This is a genomic window from Natrialba sp. INN-245 (genome assembly GCF_009807105.1).
Taxonomy (GTDB): Archaea; Halobacteriota; Halobacteria; order Halobacteriales; family Natrialbaceae; genus Natrarchaeobius; species Natrarchaeobius swarupiae.
The window spans coordinates 1-15520 of record NZ_WUBV01000037.1; the positions used below are offsets into that span (position 1 = coordinate 1).

Sequence of the window (15520 nt, forward strand, 5' to 3'; positions counted from 1 at the left end):
TGTGCGACCGTATCATTATCCGGTAGGACGGCTTTGCTGCTGGACACATCAAATTCGTCCTACCACTTCCTTGTGAAGCCTTCTGCACCACCGCCTACCGTTTGTATACATAGGATACAAAGAGTACAGACATACATTCCGCACTACTAGTACCACGGATACGCTTTTATCGACACGGATCGTTGATTCTCGTATGTCGATCGATATCGAGGACTTCGAGGAGCGTGCTCCCGAGGAACTCGAGGAGCCGAGCAACGCCGAACGGGTACTTCGGTTTCTCTACGAAAACAGCGACAAGGCGTGGAAGGCGGCGACGATCGCCGAGCGAGCGGACGTCAACGAAAACTCGATCTCGACGGTTCTCAACCGGCTGAAGGAGCAGGATCTCGTCCGACACAAGGGGTCGTACTGGGCAATCACGGACGACACGGAGCGACTGCGTCGCGCGCACCAGTTCCACCGGACAATCCAGCGATTTGACGACCTCTACGGGGAAGAGGATCGCGAGGAGTGGATCAAAGCGAGCGAACGAGCGAACGAATGACGTACGACCGAGGAACGATTGTCTTTGCGGACGATCCGTTTAAGGGTGCAGATGCCAGTCGTCCTTGGTTGCTCATCGGCACGGACGAAACGCCGTTTCACGGCGAGCAATATATCGCACTCATGCTCTCGACGAAAACGTGGTACGACGAGCGCGTTCCGATCGACGACGACGATATCGTCGATGGTGGACTTCCCAAAGACAGTTCGATCCTTCCGTGGGCGGTCGTATCGATCGACGAAGCCCGAATCGATCGCGAACTCGCGACGCTCGACGAGCGACTCGTCGACGAGGTCTCCAGACGGCTCGGCTCGTATATCGGTCTCGAGCACCGCTGAGTATCGATTTCGATCGAAGTTTCCTGATGGATGAAAGAATGGCAGCCGACACACCAATACGCACGTCACGACTGCGGCCAGAACAGGAGCCCTTACCGATGGCAACCGCGACCGCGGTGGGTAGTTACTCCCGCAGTGCGTCCTCGCGCTCGGTCGCCTCGAGCGTTTCTTCTTCGACATCGGTCGCGACGACGGCGGGCTTGTACGCGCCGCCATCGAAGAGGTCGTGGTCGCTGACAGAGGATTCGACGAAGCGGGTAAAGGCACGCCGATTTGCAGGCAGTTCGCCGTACAGCACTTCCTCTTCGACGAGGTCGTAGACCGGAATCCGGGGCGTCAGCAGGGTGTTTTCGCCGACGATGCTATTCTCGCCGACGACGAAGCCCGAGGTGACTCGGCAGCCGGCACCCAGCGAGACGTTGTCCTCGACGATGACGGGCGCGCTCTCGACCGGCTCGAGGACGCCGCCGATGAGCGTGTTCGCGCCGAGTTTGACGTTCTCGCCGATCTGCGCGCAGGAGCCGACCGTGTCACAGGAGTCGACGAGCGTCCCGTCGCCGACGTAGGCCCCGATGTTGACGAAGGAGGGACTCATCATGATACAATCCTCGCCGAGGTAGGCCCCGCGGCGGATCGTCGTCCCGTCGGGCGTGTTTCGCGTCCCCCGAGCACCCAGGTCGTCGGTCTCGCGCAGCGGTAGGACGTCGTAGTGGTCGACGCCGCCGTAGTCGTAGGCCTGGTTCTCGCGCAGGCCGAAGTTGAGCAGAATACCCTGTTTGACCCACTCGTTGGCCTCCCACTCGCCGTCGCGCTTCTCGGCGGCGCGGATCTCGCCCGCCTCGAGGGCCTCGAGGAAGGCCTCGAGCGTCGCCAGTTCGTCCTCGCCGGCCGATTCGGCGTCGACTTCGCCGTCTTGCTTTCGCGCCCACAGTTCGTCGATTTCGCTCTCGAGCGTACTCATGGCTGTCCGAGGATGGCGGGTGCAGGGCTAAAATTCCATCCATTCGGACCGGACTCGAGCCGGCTCAGTCGGCGAGTACGTCCGCGAAGTCGTAGCTTCCGGGGTCGCGGTCTGCGAGCCACACCGCGGCATCGACCGCGCCGGCGGCGAAGACGCCGCGATCCTCGGCACGGTGGGTGAGCCGAACCTCCTCGTGGTTGTCCGCGATGACGATCTCGTGCTCGCCCGTGACGTTCCCTGCGCGCAGGACGTGGACGCCAATCTCGCCCTCCTCGCGCGGGTCGAAGCCTTCACGGCCGTGCTTGCGGTGCGCTCGCGGCTCATCGCCGCTCGCGTCTTCCGAGTCGCTTTGCGACTCGCTACCGAAGTCGCCGTTGGCTTCGATCTCCTCGAGTAGCCGGTTTGCGGTCCCGCTCGGCGCGTCGCGTTTCTGATTGTGGTGGGTTTCGACGAGTTCGACGTCGTAGCCTGCGAGGCTCTGCACGACGTCGCCGACGACGTCGACGAGCGTCTGGACGCCGCGGGCGAAGTTCGGCGCGTGGAGGACGGGGATCTCGTCGCTTGCAGCCTCGAGTTCCTCGCGTTCGTCGTCCTCGAAGCCAGTCGTGCCCGTGATGAACGGGACGCCCGCCTCGGCACAGGCGGCGGCGTACTCGAGGGCCGACTCGGGGCCCGTAAAGTCGATTACGGCGGTCGGCTCACGCTCTTCGACCAGCGAGACGAACTCGCTTGCGGGCTCGACCTCGAGGCCGTCGACCGTCTCGCCATCGGGGTCGCGATTGACGGCGAGGACGACCTCACAGCCCTCGTGCTCGGCGACGGCGGCGAGCACTTCCTGGCCCATGCGGCCCGTCGCGCCGGTGACGCCGACCCGTACCGTCATCGATCACCCTCCGCTGCGTCGGCGACTTCTGCCGGCTCGTCCTCGAGATCCGCGAGGATAGCTTCGAGGTCGTCGCGGTACTCCTCGGAGAGCCGGGACAGCGGCGGGCGGAGGCGAGCGGGACCGTAGCCGCGGATCTGCATGGCCTCCTTGACCGGGATGGGGTTGGTCTCGACGAACAGTTCGCGAAACAGCGGCCCGAGTTCGTGATGGAGCGAGCGGGCGCGCGCGTAATCGCCGTCGAGTGCAGCGCCGACCATGGCGCAGGTTCGCTCTGGTTCGACGTTCGCGGCGACGCTGATCGCTCCGGTCGCGCCGACCGAGAGCATCGGGAGCGTCAGCGCGTCGTCGCCCGAGAGCACCGCGAACTCCTCGTCGCGGGTGCGCTCGATCACTTCACCGATCTGGCCGAGGTCGCCGCTTGCGGCCTTGTATCCCGCGATGTTCTCGTGGCTCGAAAGCTCGACCGCGGTGTCGGGCTCGATGTTTCGCCCCGTCCGCGAGGGGACGTTGTAGACGATCTGCGGGAGATCGACCGCGTCGGCGATCGTCCGGTAGTGCTCTACGAGTCCGCGCTGTTCGGGCTTGTTGTAGTACGGCGAGATGAGAAGGAGGCCGTCGGCGCCTGCGTCGGCGGCGCGCTCGGAGAGTTCGAGCGCCTCGCGGGTGTTGTTCGATCCGGTGCCCGCAATGACGGGGACGTCGTCGACGGCCTCGATGACGGCCTCGACGACCCGGACGTGCTCGTCGTGGGTCAGCGTCGCGCTTTCGCCAGTCGAGCCGACGGGAACGAGCCCGTCGACGCCCGCCGCCTCGAGCCGTTGCGCGTCGGCCTGCAGCGTTTCGTAGTCGATTCGTTCGTCCTCGTCGAAGGGCGTACACATCGCCGGGAAGACGCCCGTGAAGTCAATTTCTGAACTCATTGTGGGTGCGTTGTCGGTTGCTGGTTAGCTGTGGGTTCGCTGGTCGGTCGTGGTTATCGGTCGAGCGGTTTCGCGTCGAAACGCGCCCGCGACGGGGGTGCCACTCCCGCCTCGAGCACAATCAGACGCGTTTACGTTTCGGAAAACGGGGGGCGGCGTCGCTCACCGCAGCGCGGACGTTCGGACGAGCGACGCGGCACATACTCGAGAGAGGGACCCGAACGAACTTATCCGTTGTGACTTCTCTCGGCATCTGTGACGAACGCCCGCCGAATCGGGACGTGGTGCGACCGGGACCGACAGCTGATCACCTCGATCGGTGTGTATCTCGGATCGGCAGTTTTCACTCTCACTCATCAATAGATCATCACTCGAATCCGCTTTCGACGATATTTATAGGCTCGAGTGTCCGAGTAGCGTACATGAACAAGACCGGCTTGCAGCTTCGGATGGCGTTCGTCGGAAGCATCCTGTTCGGCCTCTATCTGGTCGCGGCGTGGTTTCTCGTCGAGGCCTTTGGCGTCTCGCTGGCACCGCTCGTAGTTCTCGGAATCGTCCTGTTGCCGGCGGGGCAATACAAACTCGGCAAGTGGCTCGCGATCAGAAGCGCCGGTGCCGAGGACATGCCCGACCAGGGACGGTACGCCCGCGTTCACCGGATGACCGAATCTCTCTCGCGGGACATGGGCCTCGAGAAGCCGCGGCTGATGGTCGCCGACATGGGCGTCCCCAACGCGTTCGCGACCGGTCGAAAGGGTGCAGGCGTCGTCGTCGTCTCGACGGAACTCATGCAGATCTTAGACGAAGACGAACTCGAGGGCGTCGTCGCCCACGAACTCGCCCACCTCAAAAACCGCGACACGGTGATGATGGTTCTCGGACAGTCGATCGCGACCATCGTCGGCTACGCCGTGTTCTTCGCCGTCCAGGCGATCGGCGAGAACAACCCCGCGAGTTTCGTCCTCGCGTGGGTCGCCTCGATCGTCGCGAACTTCCTCGTGATGATCCTCGTGATGGCCATCTCGCGGTACCGCGAGTACGTCGCCGACGACACCGCCCGCCAGTACGTCGGCACCGGCGAACCACTCGCTCGCGCCCTCGAGAAGATCTCCCGCGGTGCCGAGGGGCGTGAGTCGCGAATCGATGACAGCGGCGTCAACGCGCTGTGTATCTTCAACGCCGATCGGAGCATGCTCCAGCAGGTGTTCTCGACTCACCCGCCGACCGAGAAGCGAATCGAGAAACTCCGGTACTGATCCACCCCACACTCACGGCCCGGTCACGGTTGCATTTTTACGGGAGGGGAACCCACTATCGGTCGTGACGGAAATTCACCCGGGGCAGCGCGTCGCCGTTCTGGTCGACGCACAGAACCTCTACCATACGGCTCAGAGCCTCCACAGCCGTAATATCGACTACTCCGCGCTGCTCGAGAAGGCCGTACAGAACCGACAGCTAACCCGTGCGATCGCGTACGTCATCCGTGCGGACGCGCCGGAGGAGGAGAGTTTCTTCGATGCGCTGATCGACATCGGGTTCGAGGCGAAGATCAAGGACATCAAGACGTTCTCCGACGGGACGAAAAAGGCCGACTGGGACGTCGGCATGAGCTTAGACGCCGTGACGCTCGCCAACCACGTCGATACGATCGTCCTCTGTACGGGCGACGGCGACTTCTCCCGGCTGTGTTCGCACCTCCGCCACGAGGGCGTCCGGGTCGAGGTGATGGCGTTCGAATCCTCGACCGCCGAGGAACTGATCGACGAGGCCGACACGTTTCTCGATCTGGGCGAACGGACCGACACCTTCTTGCTGTGACAGCTGGCTCGAGAATCACGTCACATCTCCCGTGGCACGTTCGCTGCGCTCTCGTGGCGCGTTCGTCTACGTCTCTCGCGCTACGCTCGCAAACGTTGCGACCGTCCCGATCACCAGCGCGAGGCCGGTCAACGCGGCGACGGTGTTCGAGGTGAGAACAGTGGGCTCGAGGAAAGTCAGGCTGCTGACCGCCAGGAGACCGAGACCGAGACCGATCTGCGCGACGTCCATCTGGTAGCGATTACTTGTCCGACCTATATAATAACGATGATCGGCCGAACGCCACGGTCGGTGACAGGTTCGACGAACCGCGTGGCTTGATACGGATTGCTGTAACGGTTTACCGGTGAAACCACAGACGGCTCGTGGTTTCGCCGGTAACGATTTACAGCAGACCGTATGACACACGGAGGCGACCGAGACGGTCGACGCCGGAGTCGACCGAAGGGCTTTCGCCCCGTCGGGTGAACTCCTATGCGATGAGCGAGTCAGCCGACGGACGTGCGGATCTCTCGAGTCTGCGGACGGTCGCCGACTATCAGTTCGGGACGGGAACCGGCGAGGCGCTGTTTCCACCGGAGGAGTCGCTGTCGATCAAACGGACGACGTCGGGCCGGCCCCAGCAGGTCCACTCCGAGAACGGCCGAATCGTCTCCTTCGGCGTCGACGGCCGATTCACTCTCGGTCTCGAGGGTGGTCGTCGGCTGCTCGACGTACTCGAGCATCCGGCCTATCGCGTGATCGTCGACGACGAGAGCGAACCGTTCGTCCGGGATGAAAAGAACGTCTTCTCGAAGTTCGTCCTCGAGGCGGGCGAGGAGATTCGGCCGGGAGACGAGGTCCTCGTCGTTCACGAGCGCGGCGAGTTGCTCGCGGTCGGGACAGCACAACTCGACGCCGAGGCAATCGCGGACTTCGAGACGGGAATGGCCGTGAACGTACGGGAAGGCGTACCGGAAGGCGGCTGAGACGGGTTGGGGTACGCAAGTACCGGAGCCAACCGGAACGTATCGTCGCGTCTCTGTCGACACCGTGTGCCGATCGACGGACGGGGCAGCTCCGGACGTCGAGAAGAACCTCTCCGATACGGGCTGTTATGGGACCTCCCTTACTCTTCGGCGGGCTCGATCGGAAGGTGGTCTACGCCCTCGGCTTGTATCACTTGCCGGACGTAGAAGTCTTTCTCGGATGGATCGTCGGTCTGTAACGCTCGTTCTAGATGATCTTGGCTCTGGTGGCTCAGCTTCGTCATCTCGAGTAATGCCGAGAACTCGACGAACTAAAGTATACCGTATGATCCGCTCAACGTCAACAGTAATTTTTTCTCGTCATAACTAATTGTAGGTGAAATAGCTGCAGCGAAGACCGCAGGGTAAAAGGTTGCGGGTGTCGACGTGTCGGGTATGTTTGGAGGAGGCGGTGGCGGACTCAACCCGCGCAAGATGGAACAGATGATGCAACAGATGGGGATCGATGTCGACGATATCGAGGCCGAAGAGGTCATCATCCGGACCGAGGAGTACGATCTCGTCTTCGGGGATCCGGAAGTGACCAAGATGGACGCTCGCGGCCAGGAGACCTACCAGATTATCGGCTCGCCCGAGGAGGTCGAGGCCGGAAGCACCGGAGGAGACACCGACGACGCCGGATCGGCGATCCCCGACGACGACGTCGAACTCGTCGCGACCCGCGCCGACGTCAGCGAGGACGAGGCCCGTGGGGCACTCGAGGACAACGACGGCGACCTCGCCGCCGCGATCAGCGACCTCGAGTAACTGCGTGAGCGACGAGACCGATGCCGGGGCGACTCGGGACGACGGTGACGACAGCGACGGCGACACGCCGAGCGACCGCGTCCCCGTCTTACTCGTCCACGGCGACCGCGAGTTCCTCGTCGAACCCGGCGAGGAGATGGGCACCGACCTCGGCGTCCTCGAGGTGCCCACGGACGTCGAAGCCGGCGAGACCGTCGAGACGCACCTCGGCGACGCGTTCGAGGTGCGCCGACTGCGGGGACCGGATCTCTTTCATCACTTCGAGCGCACCGGCGCGCCGATGGTACCCCGCGATATCGGACTGGTTATCGGCGAGACGGGAATCGCGCAGGGCGACCGCGTCCTCGATGCGGGAACCGGGACGGGCGTCCTCGCGGCGTCGATGGCCCGCGCCGGTGCCGACGTCGTGACCTACGAACGCGACGCCGACTTCGCCGACGTCGCCCGCGAGAACATGGCACTGGGCGGCATCGAAGACGCCGTCGACGTCCGCACCGGCGACCTGCTCGAGCACGTCGGCGACCTTGAGCCTTCCTCGTTCGACGTGCTCACACTCGACACAGGCGATGCGGCCGACGCGGTCACACACGCCCCTGAGTTGCTCGTCGAGGGCGGCTTCGTCGCGGTCTACAGCCCCTTCATCGAGTCGACTCGCGAGGTGGTCGAGACGGCCCGCGAAGTCGGCCTCGCGAACGTCCGCACGCGCGAGACTATCCAGCGCGAGATGCAGTTCGACGACCGCGGCTCGAGGCCGTCGACCGCACCGGTGGGACACACCGGCTACCTGACGGTCGCCCGGAACGTCTGATACGGATTGCTGTCCCGATGGGCCGACACCCCACCCCATGGGTCGCGGCTGTGCCGGCACTGACGGACAGGAAACCTACGACTCTACTCGCTGTTCGCCACTGGTTGGCGTTCAGTCGTTTCTCGAGCCCACGGCGTTAGACTCGAGAGAGCGGAGACCGACCGGAGACGTCGATGTTGAAGGTCGTACTGCCTTACAGCCGAGGGTAGCGGTTACCCGACACACGCCCTTTCTTTCGGGTCCGCCATGCAATCTGGAACGTCGACGGCTTCGCCGTCACGACCACGGGGCGAGGACGTACCGGCCATCGAAACGGAACACGTACAGGTTACGTACGGCGACGGAACCGAAGCGATTCGTGACGTCTCGCTTCGCGTCGAATGCGGCGAGTTCTTCGGATTTCTCGGTCCGAACGGTGCGGGGAAGACGACCACGATCCGGACGCTGGTCACGCTGCTGTACCCGACCGAGGGCACCGTCAGAGTAAACGGGTTCGACGTGCGGACCGAACCGCAGGCCGTCCGCGAATCGATCGGCTACATGGCACAAGAGACCAGCGTCGACGAGGAACTCACCGCCCGCGAGAACCTCCGGTTCGCCTGCGAGGCGTACGGCGTTTCGAAATCGGATCGGGCCGACCGGATCGACGACCTCCTCGAGATCGTCGACCTCGCTGACGTCGCCGACGAGCGGCCCGCGACCTTCTCCGGTGGGATGAAAAAGCGGTTGGACGCAGCAACCGCGCTGGTCCACCGTCCACCGCTTGTGTTTCTCGACGAGCCGACGACCGGACTCGATCCGGCGGCGAGACGTCGACTGTGGGAGTACTTCGAACGGCTCAACGACGCCGGAACGACCGTCTTTCTCACGACGCAGTACCTCGAGGAGGCGGATCGGCTCTGCGATCGACTCGCGGTGATCGATGATGGTCGCATCGTCGCGAGCGACACGCCCGACGCGCTCAAATCCCGTGTCGGCGGCGACGTCCTCGCACTCGAGCTCGCCGACAGCTCCGCTCGAGGGCTCGAGCGCGCGACACGCGTCGTCCACGAGACGGACGCGGTCGACGACGGGTCACTCGAGACGACCGAGGCAGGTCTCAGGATCACGTCCGAGCGTGCCCGTCGCGTCGCCCACGACCTCGTGATCGCGTTCCACGAGGCCGACGTTCGCGTCACCGGGTTCGACGTCCGGTCGCCGACGCTCGACGACGTCTTCCTCTCGATCACCGGCGATGCTCCGGACTGTAGTGACGACTCCGATCACTCACGGCCGGCGGAGCGAACGACGGATTCACGGCTCGAGGACGGCCGGGAGGTCGTTCGATGAGCCCTGCGTCACATCGGTCGGACGGGGGCTCGGGCGACGTCGAGGAACACCAAGCGCCGGCCGACCGCCCGCGCAGGTCGGGAAACGGGTTCGTCGGCGATACGCTGACCTCGCTGAAGCGGTGGCTCGTCAAAACATCGCGCAGCCCCTTCGTGACGTTTTCTTCGCTCGTCCAGCCGGTCGTCTTCTTCGTGTTGATCGCCGCAGTTCTCGGTGCCGTCGCCGACAACGCACTCGCGGGGGCGTACGACGGCGACGTGGCGTACGTGACGTTTCTCACGCCAGCGATCGTGATCCAGTCGGCACTCGCCGCGGCGGCGGTCTCCGGGATCGGTCTCGTCAAAGACATGGAAACCGGGATGTTCGACAAGATCCTCGTCTCGCCGGTCGATCGGACCGCGATGCTCCTGGGGAAGGTTCTCTCGGAACTGCTCCGGATCGCGGTCCAGACGATGATCATCCTGGTGCTCGGGTACGTCATGCTCCGGTATACCACCGGAACGTCGATCGATTCGTACCTGCAGACCGGCGTCGTCGGCGTCGTCGGCGTCGTCGGTATCGTCGGTATCGCCGTCTGTTTCGGCCTCGTCTTCGTGGCGTTTTCCAACGTCGTCGCGCTCGCGACGCGAGACGAGGAGGCGACGATCCTGATCGCGAACCTGCTGACGTTTCCGCTGCTGTTCGTCTCGAGCGCCGTTCTCCCGCTTTCGGTGCTTCCCGGCTGGATCCAGGCAGTCGCGGTCGTAAATCCGGTCACCTACGGCGTCGACGGGATCCGGGCGTTCATGCTCGGCGAGGACGTGCTGTCGGTGTTCGACGTCGGCGCGTTCGCGGGACTCTGGAATACCGTCGTTCCGTCCGTCGCCGTCCTCCTTGGCTTCGCGCTGGTCACGGGGGCGGTCGCGAGCAGGCTCGTCGGGGACGCCTGGAAGGCCGACGTCCGGTAACGGATCTCCCGTCGCCGAGAAACGAACGCCGTCTTTCGGAGGCGGCGTCAGTGTCGTTTCCGCTGACGGGAACGAGAAGGTGTGTCGACTTCGGAAAGAGTGGTTTCCACGAGGTGTGTCTGCGCCCGCCGAAGGCGTTCCGACAGCGACGGCGCGGTGATGTCGAGTTCGCCAGCGACCGCTCGGAGCGACGTCGTTCGTGGAATTTCGAAGTACCCCATCTCGTAGGCGGTTCGAAGCGCCTCGTACTGACGGTCAGTCAGCCCGTCGCTCGAGTCGTCGGCGTCTCCGTCGGGGGTGAGCCGTCGGAGCGTGAACTCACCGTTTCGCCGCCAGAACGCCTGAAACTCCTCGAGGGTCTCTCTGTCCGCAAACCAGCCGGTCTGGATCCAGCCGGTGGTCGTCACCCGAATCCGATCGATGACGGAGTCGGTTCTGGCGAGCCCGCGGAGTGCCGAGAGGTCGTCGACGTGGTTACCGAGTAACGCGTCCATCCCGATCGCCGGCTGGATTTTGTAGCGGGCGGTTCCACCCGTCCGCCCGGCCAGCGTATACAGCCCCACGAACGCAGCGTCGTCGAACGCCTGCTCTACGGCATCGTTCTCGCCGCCGGTCGCGTAGACGATAAACGGCGGGTGGCCGCCCTGGTCCGGCCCAATTTCGATCTCGAGGGTCGCTTCGGGGACGGCGTTTGCGACCTCGACGAGCGGGAGATGCTCGCACGTGATCTCGTATTCGGCGACGAAACCCATACGTCAACGCGTGGATGGCATCAATTATAGTACTCGAATTCGCGCGAACCGACACGCTCGAGCGTCGGCTCTGTTGGGGTATCGCCGTCGGCGTCTCTTCCCCGCATTCGGGAGTAACAGAGACGCCCACCGGACTCGTCGCCAGTGGTGATGTGTACCCCGAATCGGCGTCGACACCGACCGATGCTAATCGACGTCGTGTTAGTTGTCGTCCTCGCGCCACTTGTACTCACAGTCGCTGCAGATGAAAAACCGCGTCTCGGACTCGTCGGCCGAGCGGATCTGTTGCATGTACCAGTAGGCGCGGTCGTTGCCACACTCCGGACAGTGGGCGTCGGTCTCGGGCAACGACGTCTCCTCGGAGGACTCGATGATCTCGCTGGCTTCCTGGCTGTCCGTGACGATGTACTGGTCGGCGTCGCCTTTCGGCTTCGTAAAGCCACAGCTTCCACACGTCCAGATGCCGTCCTCGGCTTTCATCATCGAACCGCACTCGTCGCAAAATTCCATGGTATCCGGGATACGTCCGCCAGGTAACTTAAGAGACGCGTTTACCATCTCGAGTCGACCATCCGTCGGTCCCGGCCGCATCGCTGATCGCTGCGGTGGATGCCACTAGCCCTCGCCTTCCGACTGAAACGGCTCGCCGACCGCCTCGCGAGGCAAGACGTTGTGGAGTTCGCTCCCGAGGTCGTCGGTCGACTCGAAGCGCTCGGCGTCGCTCGCTTCGATGAGCGAGCCGAGATTTCGCTCGCCGTCTGCGAGCAACAACGTGACGTCGTCGAACTCGGCCGCCGCCGCGTCGTTCGTCACGGGGTACTCGAGTCGTTCGAACGCCGATTCGACTTCGTTGAGTTTGATCTCCCCAGTCACGGCTCAACCGACGACGGCGGAGTCCTTATGACATCCTCCTCGGCGTGAACGCCGAGGTTTCCCGGGCGTTGGGATATTATGGTTTGCAGTCGGCGACCTGTTCTCTCGGTGTGAACCGGCCGCTCTCGCGATCGAACAGGTGGACTGCTGGCTGTGCCATCCAGCCGGTACTCCTATCCACGGACGAATCGTCCGTCGGACTCGGAGGTACTTTCGCGTCCTCGAGTTTGCATCGAATGTTTTCGGCTCCGTTGACGTCGGCGTTGGCGACGGTGTCACACTCCTCACAGACGTACAGACCGCGTTCGACGCGTTGACTAGCGTCCTTGCGGCCACAACACGCACACGTCTTCGAGGTGTTTCGTTCGTCGACCGTCTCGACGGTGATTCCGCGTTCTTCGCCCTTGTACTCGAGCATGGTGATGAATCGGTCGAACGCCCACCGGTGGAGTGACTGGTTGCCTTTCGATCCCCAGTCTTTCGACTCGCCGTTCTCACGCTCGCGAATACCAGAGAGGTCTCCGACGGCGACCGTGCCGACGCCACGACGCGCACACTCCTCGATGATCGTTTTCGAGAGCGTGTGCAAGAAGTGCGTTCTCCGGTTCGACCATTTTCGGTCAAGTCGGCGGGCCTCATTCGACCTCGAGTCGTCACACTTCGCACGTTCCTTGGCGAAGTAATACTCGTCTTCTTTGAGCGCCCCGCCTGGATAGAGGTCTGTCTCGTCGCCATAGGAGACAGCGGCGAAGTTGCTAATCCCGAGGTCGATGCCGGCGGTTCGTTCGCCGGGCGAATCGACGTCCTCGAGTTCGACGCGACAGACGAGGTGAAGTTCCCACTCGTCTCTCGCGTCGTTCCAGACGGCGCGAACCTGTTGGACGTTCTCGACGGTTGCGTCCGGATCGGGTTCGTATTCGCAGAGAATAAAGTCTGACCAATGCTCTTTGAGGTTGCGGCCTTTCGAGAGCCGGACGCGGTTGTGTTTCGGGTCGTGTTTGAAGCCGTCCTCTTTGAACGTGACTGTCGACCGCGGGTGCTCGTCGCCACGCTTTCGGTAGCCGGGCGGGTTCGCCGTCTCGTCGCCGTTCTGCCGCTTCGCGTACCACGACTGGAACGCCTCAGCGAGTTCTTGGATAACTCGCTGACTCGACTGTGCGTTGAGGTCGGCGTAGCGTTCGTGATTCTTGAGGTACGCGGACAGCTCGGCATGGCCTGGAACGTGACCGGTTTCGTGCCAGATCCGATCGGCCGTCCACCGAGCGACGTTCCAGAGTTTTGAGGCGGCGAACCCGAGCGAATCCAGGTCCTCGCACACCTGTCGGTGGTTGCGAATGGTCGCAACGTAGGTGCGAGTGACCCGATTCGCCATACGTAGCCTATTGTTCTGTAGTGATATAAAGGCAATCCAACCGGAGTGAAAGTGAACAGAGTGGTGAATATCCGGTCGGCATAGTTGCGGTGGAAGAGTCCCAAGTGACGCGATTCACGCCCGCCGTGAACGGCGGGACTCTCTCGCTGTTGTAGGTAGTTCGTCGTCGGTTCGACTGAGTGTCCGCTCCGCGGACGGTACGGGTGTATTTCGGTTCGAAATACTAATCGGGCGGGGTAGCCCAGATACGAGGCGATGCGGGAGATCCTCCGTCGAGTCGTCGCGCAGTTCGTCGTCGACCGCCGAGTGTTAGCGCTCGCGTTCGCGCGAATGGCCGACGGAATCGGAAACTCGTTTCTGATCATCGTCATCCCGCTGTACGTTGCGAGCGACGTCGTCGGCGGTGCGACGTTCGGTCTCGAGGAGGCGGTGATCATCGGGATCGTCCTCTCGCTGTTTGGCTTTCTCAACAGTAGTTTTCAGCCGTTTACCGGTCGGCTCTCGGACCGGATCGGCCGACGGAAACCGTTCATCCTGCTCGGACTCGGCGGGCTCGCGGCGACGAATCTGGCGTACCTGTTCGCGGAGTCGTATGTTTCGCTCGTGGTGATCCGTGGACTCCAGGGAGTGAGCGTCGCGTTCATCGTCCCGGCGTCGATCGCGCTCGTCAACGAACTCGCGACGACGGGCGACCGGGGCGGGAACATGGGTGTCTACAACACCTTTCGGCTGGTCGGCTTCGGTGCCGGCCCGGTCGCGGCCGGAGCCGTCGTCAACCTCGGCCCGTACTCGGTTCCGGAGCTGACGGTGTACGGGCTCGGGGCCGTGTCGTTCTCGTTTCCAGGCCTGACGGTGAGCGGGTTCCAGGCGGCTTTCGCCATCGCCGCGATCACGGCGGCGATCAGCTACCTGCTCGTGACCGTGCTGATCACCGATCCCGAGGGGACGGAGGCGAACGCCGGCGCAGACCTCTCGATCGCGATCCGCGATCCGTCGGGCAAACACCTGCTCGATCCGATCTTCACGCTGGGCGTCGCGTCGCTCTTCATGGCCGCCTCGATCGCACTGCTCGCGACGATTCAACCGCAAGTGAACGCACGCTTAGAGCAGGGATCGACCTGGTTCGGCCTCCAGTTCGCCGGGTTCATCGTCGCCCAGATCCTGTTGCAGACGCCGATCGGGCGGGCCTGTGATCGGTACGGTCGGCGACCGTTCATCGTCGGCGGCATGCTCCTGTTGATCCCCTCGACGCTCGCCCAGGGGTTCGTCCCGACCTCGGAGACGATGTTTCTCGCGCGACTGATCCAAGGGATCGCGGGCGCGATGGTGTTCGCCCCGGCGCTCGCGCTCGCGGGCGACCTCGCCGGGGAGGGCGAGTCGGGCTCGAAGCTGTCGATCCTGACGATGGCGTTCGGGTTCGGGATCGCGGTCGGCCCGCTGGCCTCCGGCGCGCTGATCGGCTACGGCTTTGCAACTCCCTTCGTCTTCGGGGCCGCCCTCGCGACGCTGGGGGCGGTTCTGGTCTATACGCAGATCGAGGAGACCCTCGAGACCAGCGCGTCAGTCCCGATCGTCGGTAGTGACTGACCAGGGAGAAGCGAGCATTACCGGAGATCGTATCGCTCGCCGAGCGCGACGGGACGCAACGCAAAAGTAGCGGATCCGCGTACGATCCGACGATGACGCTCTCGGAGGAGGCCACGGAACGGCTGGCCGACGTGGTGGAGCTACAGCCGACGAAAAACGCCGAGTTACAGGAACGGTGGGGGATGGAAAGCGGCAGCGAGGTCCACCAGTACTTGGAAGGGGAGCTGGGGGACTACTACTTTCGCGACGACAACAGCCTGATCCGCGCGACGGCCGAGGCGGCGGATCTCGTCGACGTCGAACCAGGCGTCGAGAGCGGGGAAGAAGAGGGCGGCGCTCCGTCGAAGATCCGTGTCCCGGAACGGCAAGCGCGGATCGTCGAGGTGCTCGCCGGTCACGACGACGAGTCCGAAAGCGTCGTTTCGGTCCTCCACAAACTCAGAGACGAGTTCGACGTCGACGCCGAGGCCGAGGACGTCCGCTCGGACCTCCAGAGTCTCCGCCGCAAGGGCGTCGTCGAGGTCAAGTACCGGACCGTTCCGACGTTCCGACTCGCCGTCTCGAGAGACGAACTCGAGGTCAGCGTCTCGGATTGACGCCGCGTGCGGAA

20 protein-coding genes are annotated in these 15520 nt (G+C 63.6%); 11 read left to right on the top strand and 9 right to left on the bottom strand.

What is annotated here, in order from left to right; all coding sequences use genetic code 11:
• Nucleotides 1-193 precede the first annotated feature (193 nt).
• Both GRS80_RS12340 and GRS80_RS12345 read left to right on the top strand, forming a co-directional pair.
• The gene (locus GRS80_RS12340) at nt 194-544 is read left to right on the top strand and encodes an Rrf2 family transcriptional regulator (protein WP_160047825.1); all 351 of its coding nucleotides are present in this window, start codon (nt 194-196) and stop codon (nt 542-544) included.
• On the top strand, nt 541-882 hold the full coding sequence (locus GRS80_RS12345) for a type II toxin-antitoxin system PemK/MazF family toxin (protein WP_160047826.1): 342 nt from the start codon (nt 541-543) through the stop codon (nt 880-882). The genes GRS80_RS12340 and GRS80_RS12345 overlap by 4 nt, the downstream gene beginning before the upstream one ends.
• Before the next feature lie 124 nt (nt 883-1006).
• Here GRS80_RS12345 and GRS80_RS12350 read toward each other — a convergent pair whose 3' ends face one another.
• From GRS80_RS12350 to dapA, 3 genes are all read right to left on the bottom strand, one after another.
• The gene (locus GRS80_RS12350) at nt 1007-1843 is read right to left on the bottom strand and encodes a 2,3,4,5-tetrahydropyridine-2,6-dicarboxylate N-succinyltransferase (protein WP_160047827.1); all 837 of its coding nucleotides are present in this window, start codon (nt 1841-1843) and stop codon (nt 1007-1009) included.
• Nucleotides 1844-1907: 64 nt separating this feature from the next.
• Nucleotides 1908-2726, bottom strand: a complete 819-nt coding sequence (gene dapB, locus GRS80_RS12355; RefSeq protein ID WP_160047828.1) for a 4-hydroxy-tetrahydrodipicolinate reductase — start codon at nt 2724-2726, stop codon at nt 1908-1910.
• Nucleotides 2723-3649, bottom strand: a complete 927-nt coding sequence (gene dapA, locus GRS80_RS12360; protein WP_160047829.1) for a 4-hydroxy-tetrahydrodipicolinate synthase — start codon at nt 3647-3649, stop codon at nt 2723-2725. The genes dapB and dapA overlap by 4 nt, the downstream gene beginning before the upstream one ends.
• Nucleotides 3650-4071: 422 nt before the next feature.
• On the opposite strand from dapA, the gene GRS80_RS12365 reads away from it, so the two are divergent.
• Nucleotides 4072-4905 carry a M48 family metalloprotease gene (locus GRS80_RS12365; RefSeq protein WP_160047830.1) on the top strand — a complete coding sequence of 278 codons (834 nt, stop codon included), beginning with the start codon at nt 4072-4074 and terminating at the stop codon, nt 4903-4905.
• Nucleotides 4906-4969: 64 nt separating this feature from the next.
• The gene (locus GRS80_RS12370; protein WP_149080622.1) at nt 4970-5467 is read left to right on the top strand and encodes an NYN domain-containing protein; all 498 of its coding nucleotides are present in this window, start codon (nt 4970-4972) and stop codon (nt 5465-5467) included.
• A 66-nt stretch (nt 5468-5533) separates the two neighbouring features.
• Here the strand turns inward: GRS80_RS12370 and GRS80_RS20425 are convergent, their stop codons facing one another.
• Nucleotides 5534-5698: a hypothetical protein gene (locus GRS80_RS20425; protein WP_200840382.1), complete on the bottom strand. Its 165-nt coding sequence runs from the start codon at nt 5696-5698 to the stop codon at nt 5534-5536.
• Between the two features lie 248 nt (nt 5699-5946).
• Here GRS80_RS20425 and GRS80_RS12375 point away from each other — a divergent pair, with 248 nt between their 5' ends.
• Nucleotides 5947-6435, top strand: a complete 489-nt coding sequence (locus tag GRS80_RS12375; protein WP_160047831.1) for a PUA domain-containing protein — start codon at nt 5947-5949, stop codon at nt 6433-6435.
• A 140-nt stretch (nt 6436-6575) separates the two neighbouring features.
• Here GRS80_RS12375 and GRS80_RS20430 read toward each other — a convergent pair whose 3' ends face one another.
• On the bottom strand, nt 6576-6719 hold the full coding sequence (locus GRS80_RS20430; protein WP_200840383.1) for a hypothetical protein: 144 nt from the start codon (nt 6717-6719) through the stop codon (nt 6576-6578).
• A 151-nt stretch (nt 6720-6870) separates the two neighbouring features.
• On the opposite strand from GRS80_RS20430, the gene GRS80_RS12380 reads away from it, so the two are divergent.
• The 4 genes from GRS80_RS12380 to GRS80_RS12395 all read left to right on the top strand — a co-directional run bounded on the left by GRS80_RS12380 (nt 6871) and on the right by GRS80_RS12395 (nt 10326).
• A complete protein-coding gene (locus tag GRS80_RS12380; protein WP_160047832.1) occupies nt 6871-7242 on the top strand; it encodes a nascent polypeptide-associated complex protein in 372 nt (123 codons plus the stop codon).
• A 4-nt stretch (nt 7243-7246) separates the two neighbouring features.
• Complete coding sequence (locus GRS80_RS12385) at nt 7247-8050, top strand: methyltransferase domain-containing protein (RefSeq protein WP_343161557.1); 804 nt, start codon at nt 7247-7249, stop codon at nt 8048-8050.
• A gap of 246 nt (nt 8051-8296) precedes the next feature.
• Entirely contained in the window at nt 8297-9379 is a 1083-nt protein-coding gene (locus GRS80_RS12390) for an ABC transporter ATP-binding protein (RefSeq protein ID WP_160047833.1), read from the top strand.
• On the top strand, nt 9376-10326 hold the full coding sequence (locus GRS80_RS12395; protein WP_160047834.1) for an ABC transporter permease: 951 nt from the start codon (nt 9376-9378) through the stop codon (nt 10324-10326). The genes GRS80_RS12390 and GRS80_RS12395 overlap by 4 nt, the downstream gene beginning before the upstream one ends.
• 47 nt (nt 10327-10373) lie before the next feature.
• Here the strand turns inward: GRS80_RS12395 and GRS80_RS12400 are convergent, their stop codons facing one another.
• The 4 genes from GRS80_RS12400 to GRS80_RS12415 form a co-directional block, all read right to left on the bottom strand.
• Nucleotides 10374-11078 carry a helix-turn-helix domain-containing protein gene (locus GRS80_RS12400; protein ID WP_160047835.1) on the bottom strand — a complete coding sequence of 235 codons (705 nt, stop codon included), beginning with the start codon at nt 11076-11078 and terminating at the stop codon, nt 10374-10376.
• A gap of 201 nt (nt 11079-11279) precedes the next feature.
• The gene (locus tag GRS80_RS12405) at nt 11280-11588 is read right to left on the bottom strand and encodes a transcription factor S (protein WP_160047836.1); all 309 of its coding nucleotides are present in this window, start codon (nt 11586-11588) and stop codon (nt 11280-11282) included.
• Nucleotides 11589-11693: 105 nt separating this feature from the next.
• Nucleotides 11694-11951, bottom strand: a complete 258-nt coding sequence (locus GRS80_RS12410; RefSeq protein WP_149080627.1) for a hypothetical protein — start codon at nt 11949-11951, stop codon at nt 11694-11696.
• A gap of 76 nt (nt 11952-12027) precedes the next feature.
• The gene (locus tag GRS80_RS12415; RefSeq protein ID WP_160047837.1) at nt 12028-13323 is read right to left on the bottom strand and encodes an RNA-guided endonuclease TnpB family protein; all 1296 of its coding nucleotides are present in this window, start codon (nt 13321-13323) and stop codon (nt 12028-12030) included.
• A 255-nt stretch (nt 13324-13578) separates the two neighbouring features.
• Here GRS80_RS12415 and GRS80_RS12420 point away from each other — a divergent pair, with 255 nt between their 5' ends.
• Nucleotides 13579-14910, top strand: coding sequence for an MFS transporter (locus GRS80_RS12420; RefSeq protein WP_160047838.1), 1332 nt, complete (start codon nt 13579-13581; stop codon nt 14908-14910).
• A gap of 92 nt (nt 14911-15002) precedes the next feature.
• Nucleotides 15003-15506, top strand: a complete 504-nt coding sequence (locus GRS80_RS12425; protein ID WP_160047839.1) for a DUF5797 family protein — start codon at nt 15003-15005, stop codon at nt 15504-15506.
• The last annotated feature ends 14 nt before the right edge of the window (nt 15507-15520 follow it).

Bases quoted from the DNA above. Each gene is read 5' to 3' on its own strand.
- GRS80_RS12390 (WP_160047833.1), top strand. From the start codon at position 8,297: ATGCAATCTGGAACGTCGACGGCTTCGCCGTCACGACCACGGGGCGAG.
- GRS80_RS20425 (WP_200840382.1), bottom strand. From the start codon at position 5,698: ATGGACGTCGCGCAGATCGGTCTCGGTCTCGGTCTCCTGGCGGTCAGC.
- GRS80_RS12420 (WP_160047838.1), top strand. From the start codon at position 13,579: ATGCGGGAGATCCTCCGTCGAGTCGTCGCGCAGTTCGTCGTCGACCGC.
- GRS80_RS12345 (WP_160047826.1), top strand. From the start codon at position 541: ATGACGTACGACCGAGGAACGATTGTCTTTGCGGACGATCCGTTTAAG.
- GRS80_RS12425 (WP_160047839.1), top strand. From the start codon at position 15,003: ATGACGCTCTCGGAGGAGGCCACGGAACGGCTGGCCGACGTGGTGGAG.
- GRS80_RS12400 (WP_160047835.1), bottom strand. From the start codon at position 11,078: ATGGGTTTCGTCGCCGAATACGAGATCACGTGCGAGCATCTCCCGCTC.
- dapB (WP_160047828.1), bottom strand. From the start codon at position 2,726: ATGACGGTACGGGTCGGCGTCACCGGCGCGACGGGCCGCATGGGCCAG.
- GRS80_RS12375 (WP_160047831.1), top strand. From the start codon at position 5,947: ATGAGCGAGTCAGCCGACGGACGTGCGGATCTCTCGAGTCTGCGGACG.
- GRS80_RS20430 (WP_200840383.1), bottom strand. From the start codon at position 6,719: ATGACGAAGCTGAGCCACCAGAGCCAAGATCATCTAGAACGAGCGTTA.
- GRS80_RS12415 (WP_160047837.1), bottom strand. From the start codon at position 13,323: ATGGCGAATCGGGTCACTCGCACCTACGTTGCGACCATTCGCAACCAC.
- dapA (WP_160047829.1), bottom strand. From the start codon at position 3,649: ATGAGTTCAGAAATTGACTTCACGGGCGTCTTCCCGGCGATGTGTACG.
- GRS80_RS12365 (WP_160047830.1), top strand. From the start codon at position 4,072: ATGAACAAGACCGGCTTGCAGCTTCGGATGGCGTTCGTCGGAAGCATC.
- GRS80_RS12340 (WP_160047825.1), top strand. From the start codon at position 194: ATGTCGATCGATATCGAGGACTTCGAGGAGCGTGCTCCCGAGGAACTC.
- GRS80_RS12405 (WP_160047836.1), bottom strand. From the start codon at position 11,588: ATGGAATTTTGCGACGAGTGCGGTTCGATGATGAAAGCCGAGGACGGC.
- GRS80_RS12395 (WP_160047834.1), top strand. From the start codon at position 9,376: ATGAGCCCTGCGTCACATCGGTCGGACGGGGGCTCGGGCGACGTCGAG.
- GRS80_RS12380 (WP_160047832.1), top strand. From the start codon at position 6,871: ATGTTTGGAGGAGGCGGTGGCGGACTCAACCCGCGCAAGATGGAACAG.
- GRS80_RS12350 (WP_160047827.1), bottom strand. From the start codon at position 1,843: ATGAGTACGCTCGAGAGCGAAATCGACGAACTGTGGGCGCGAAAGCAA.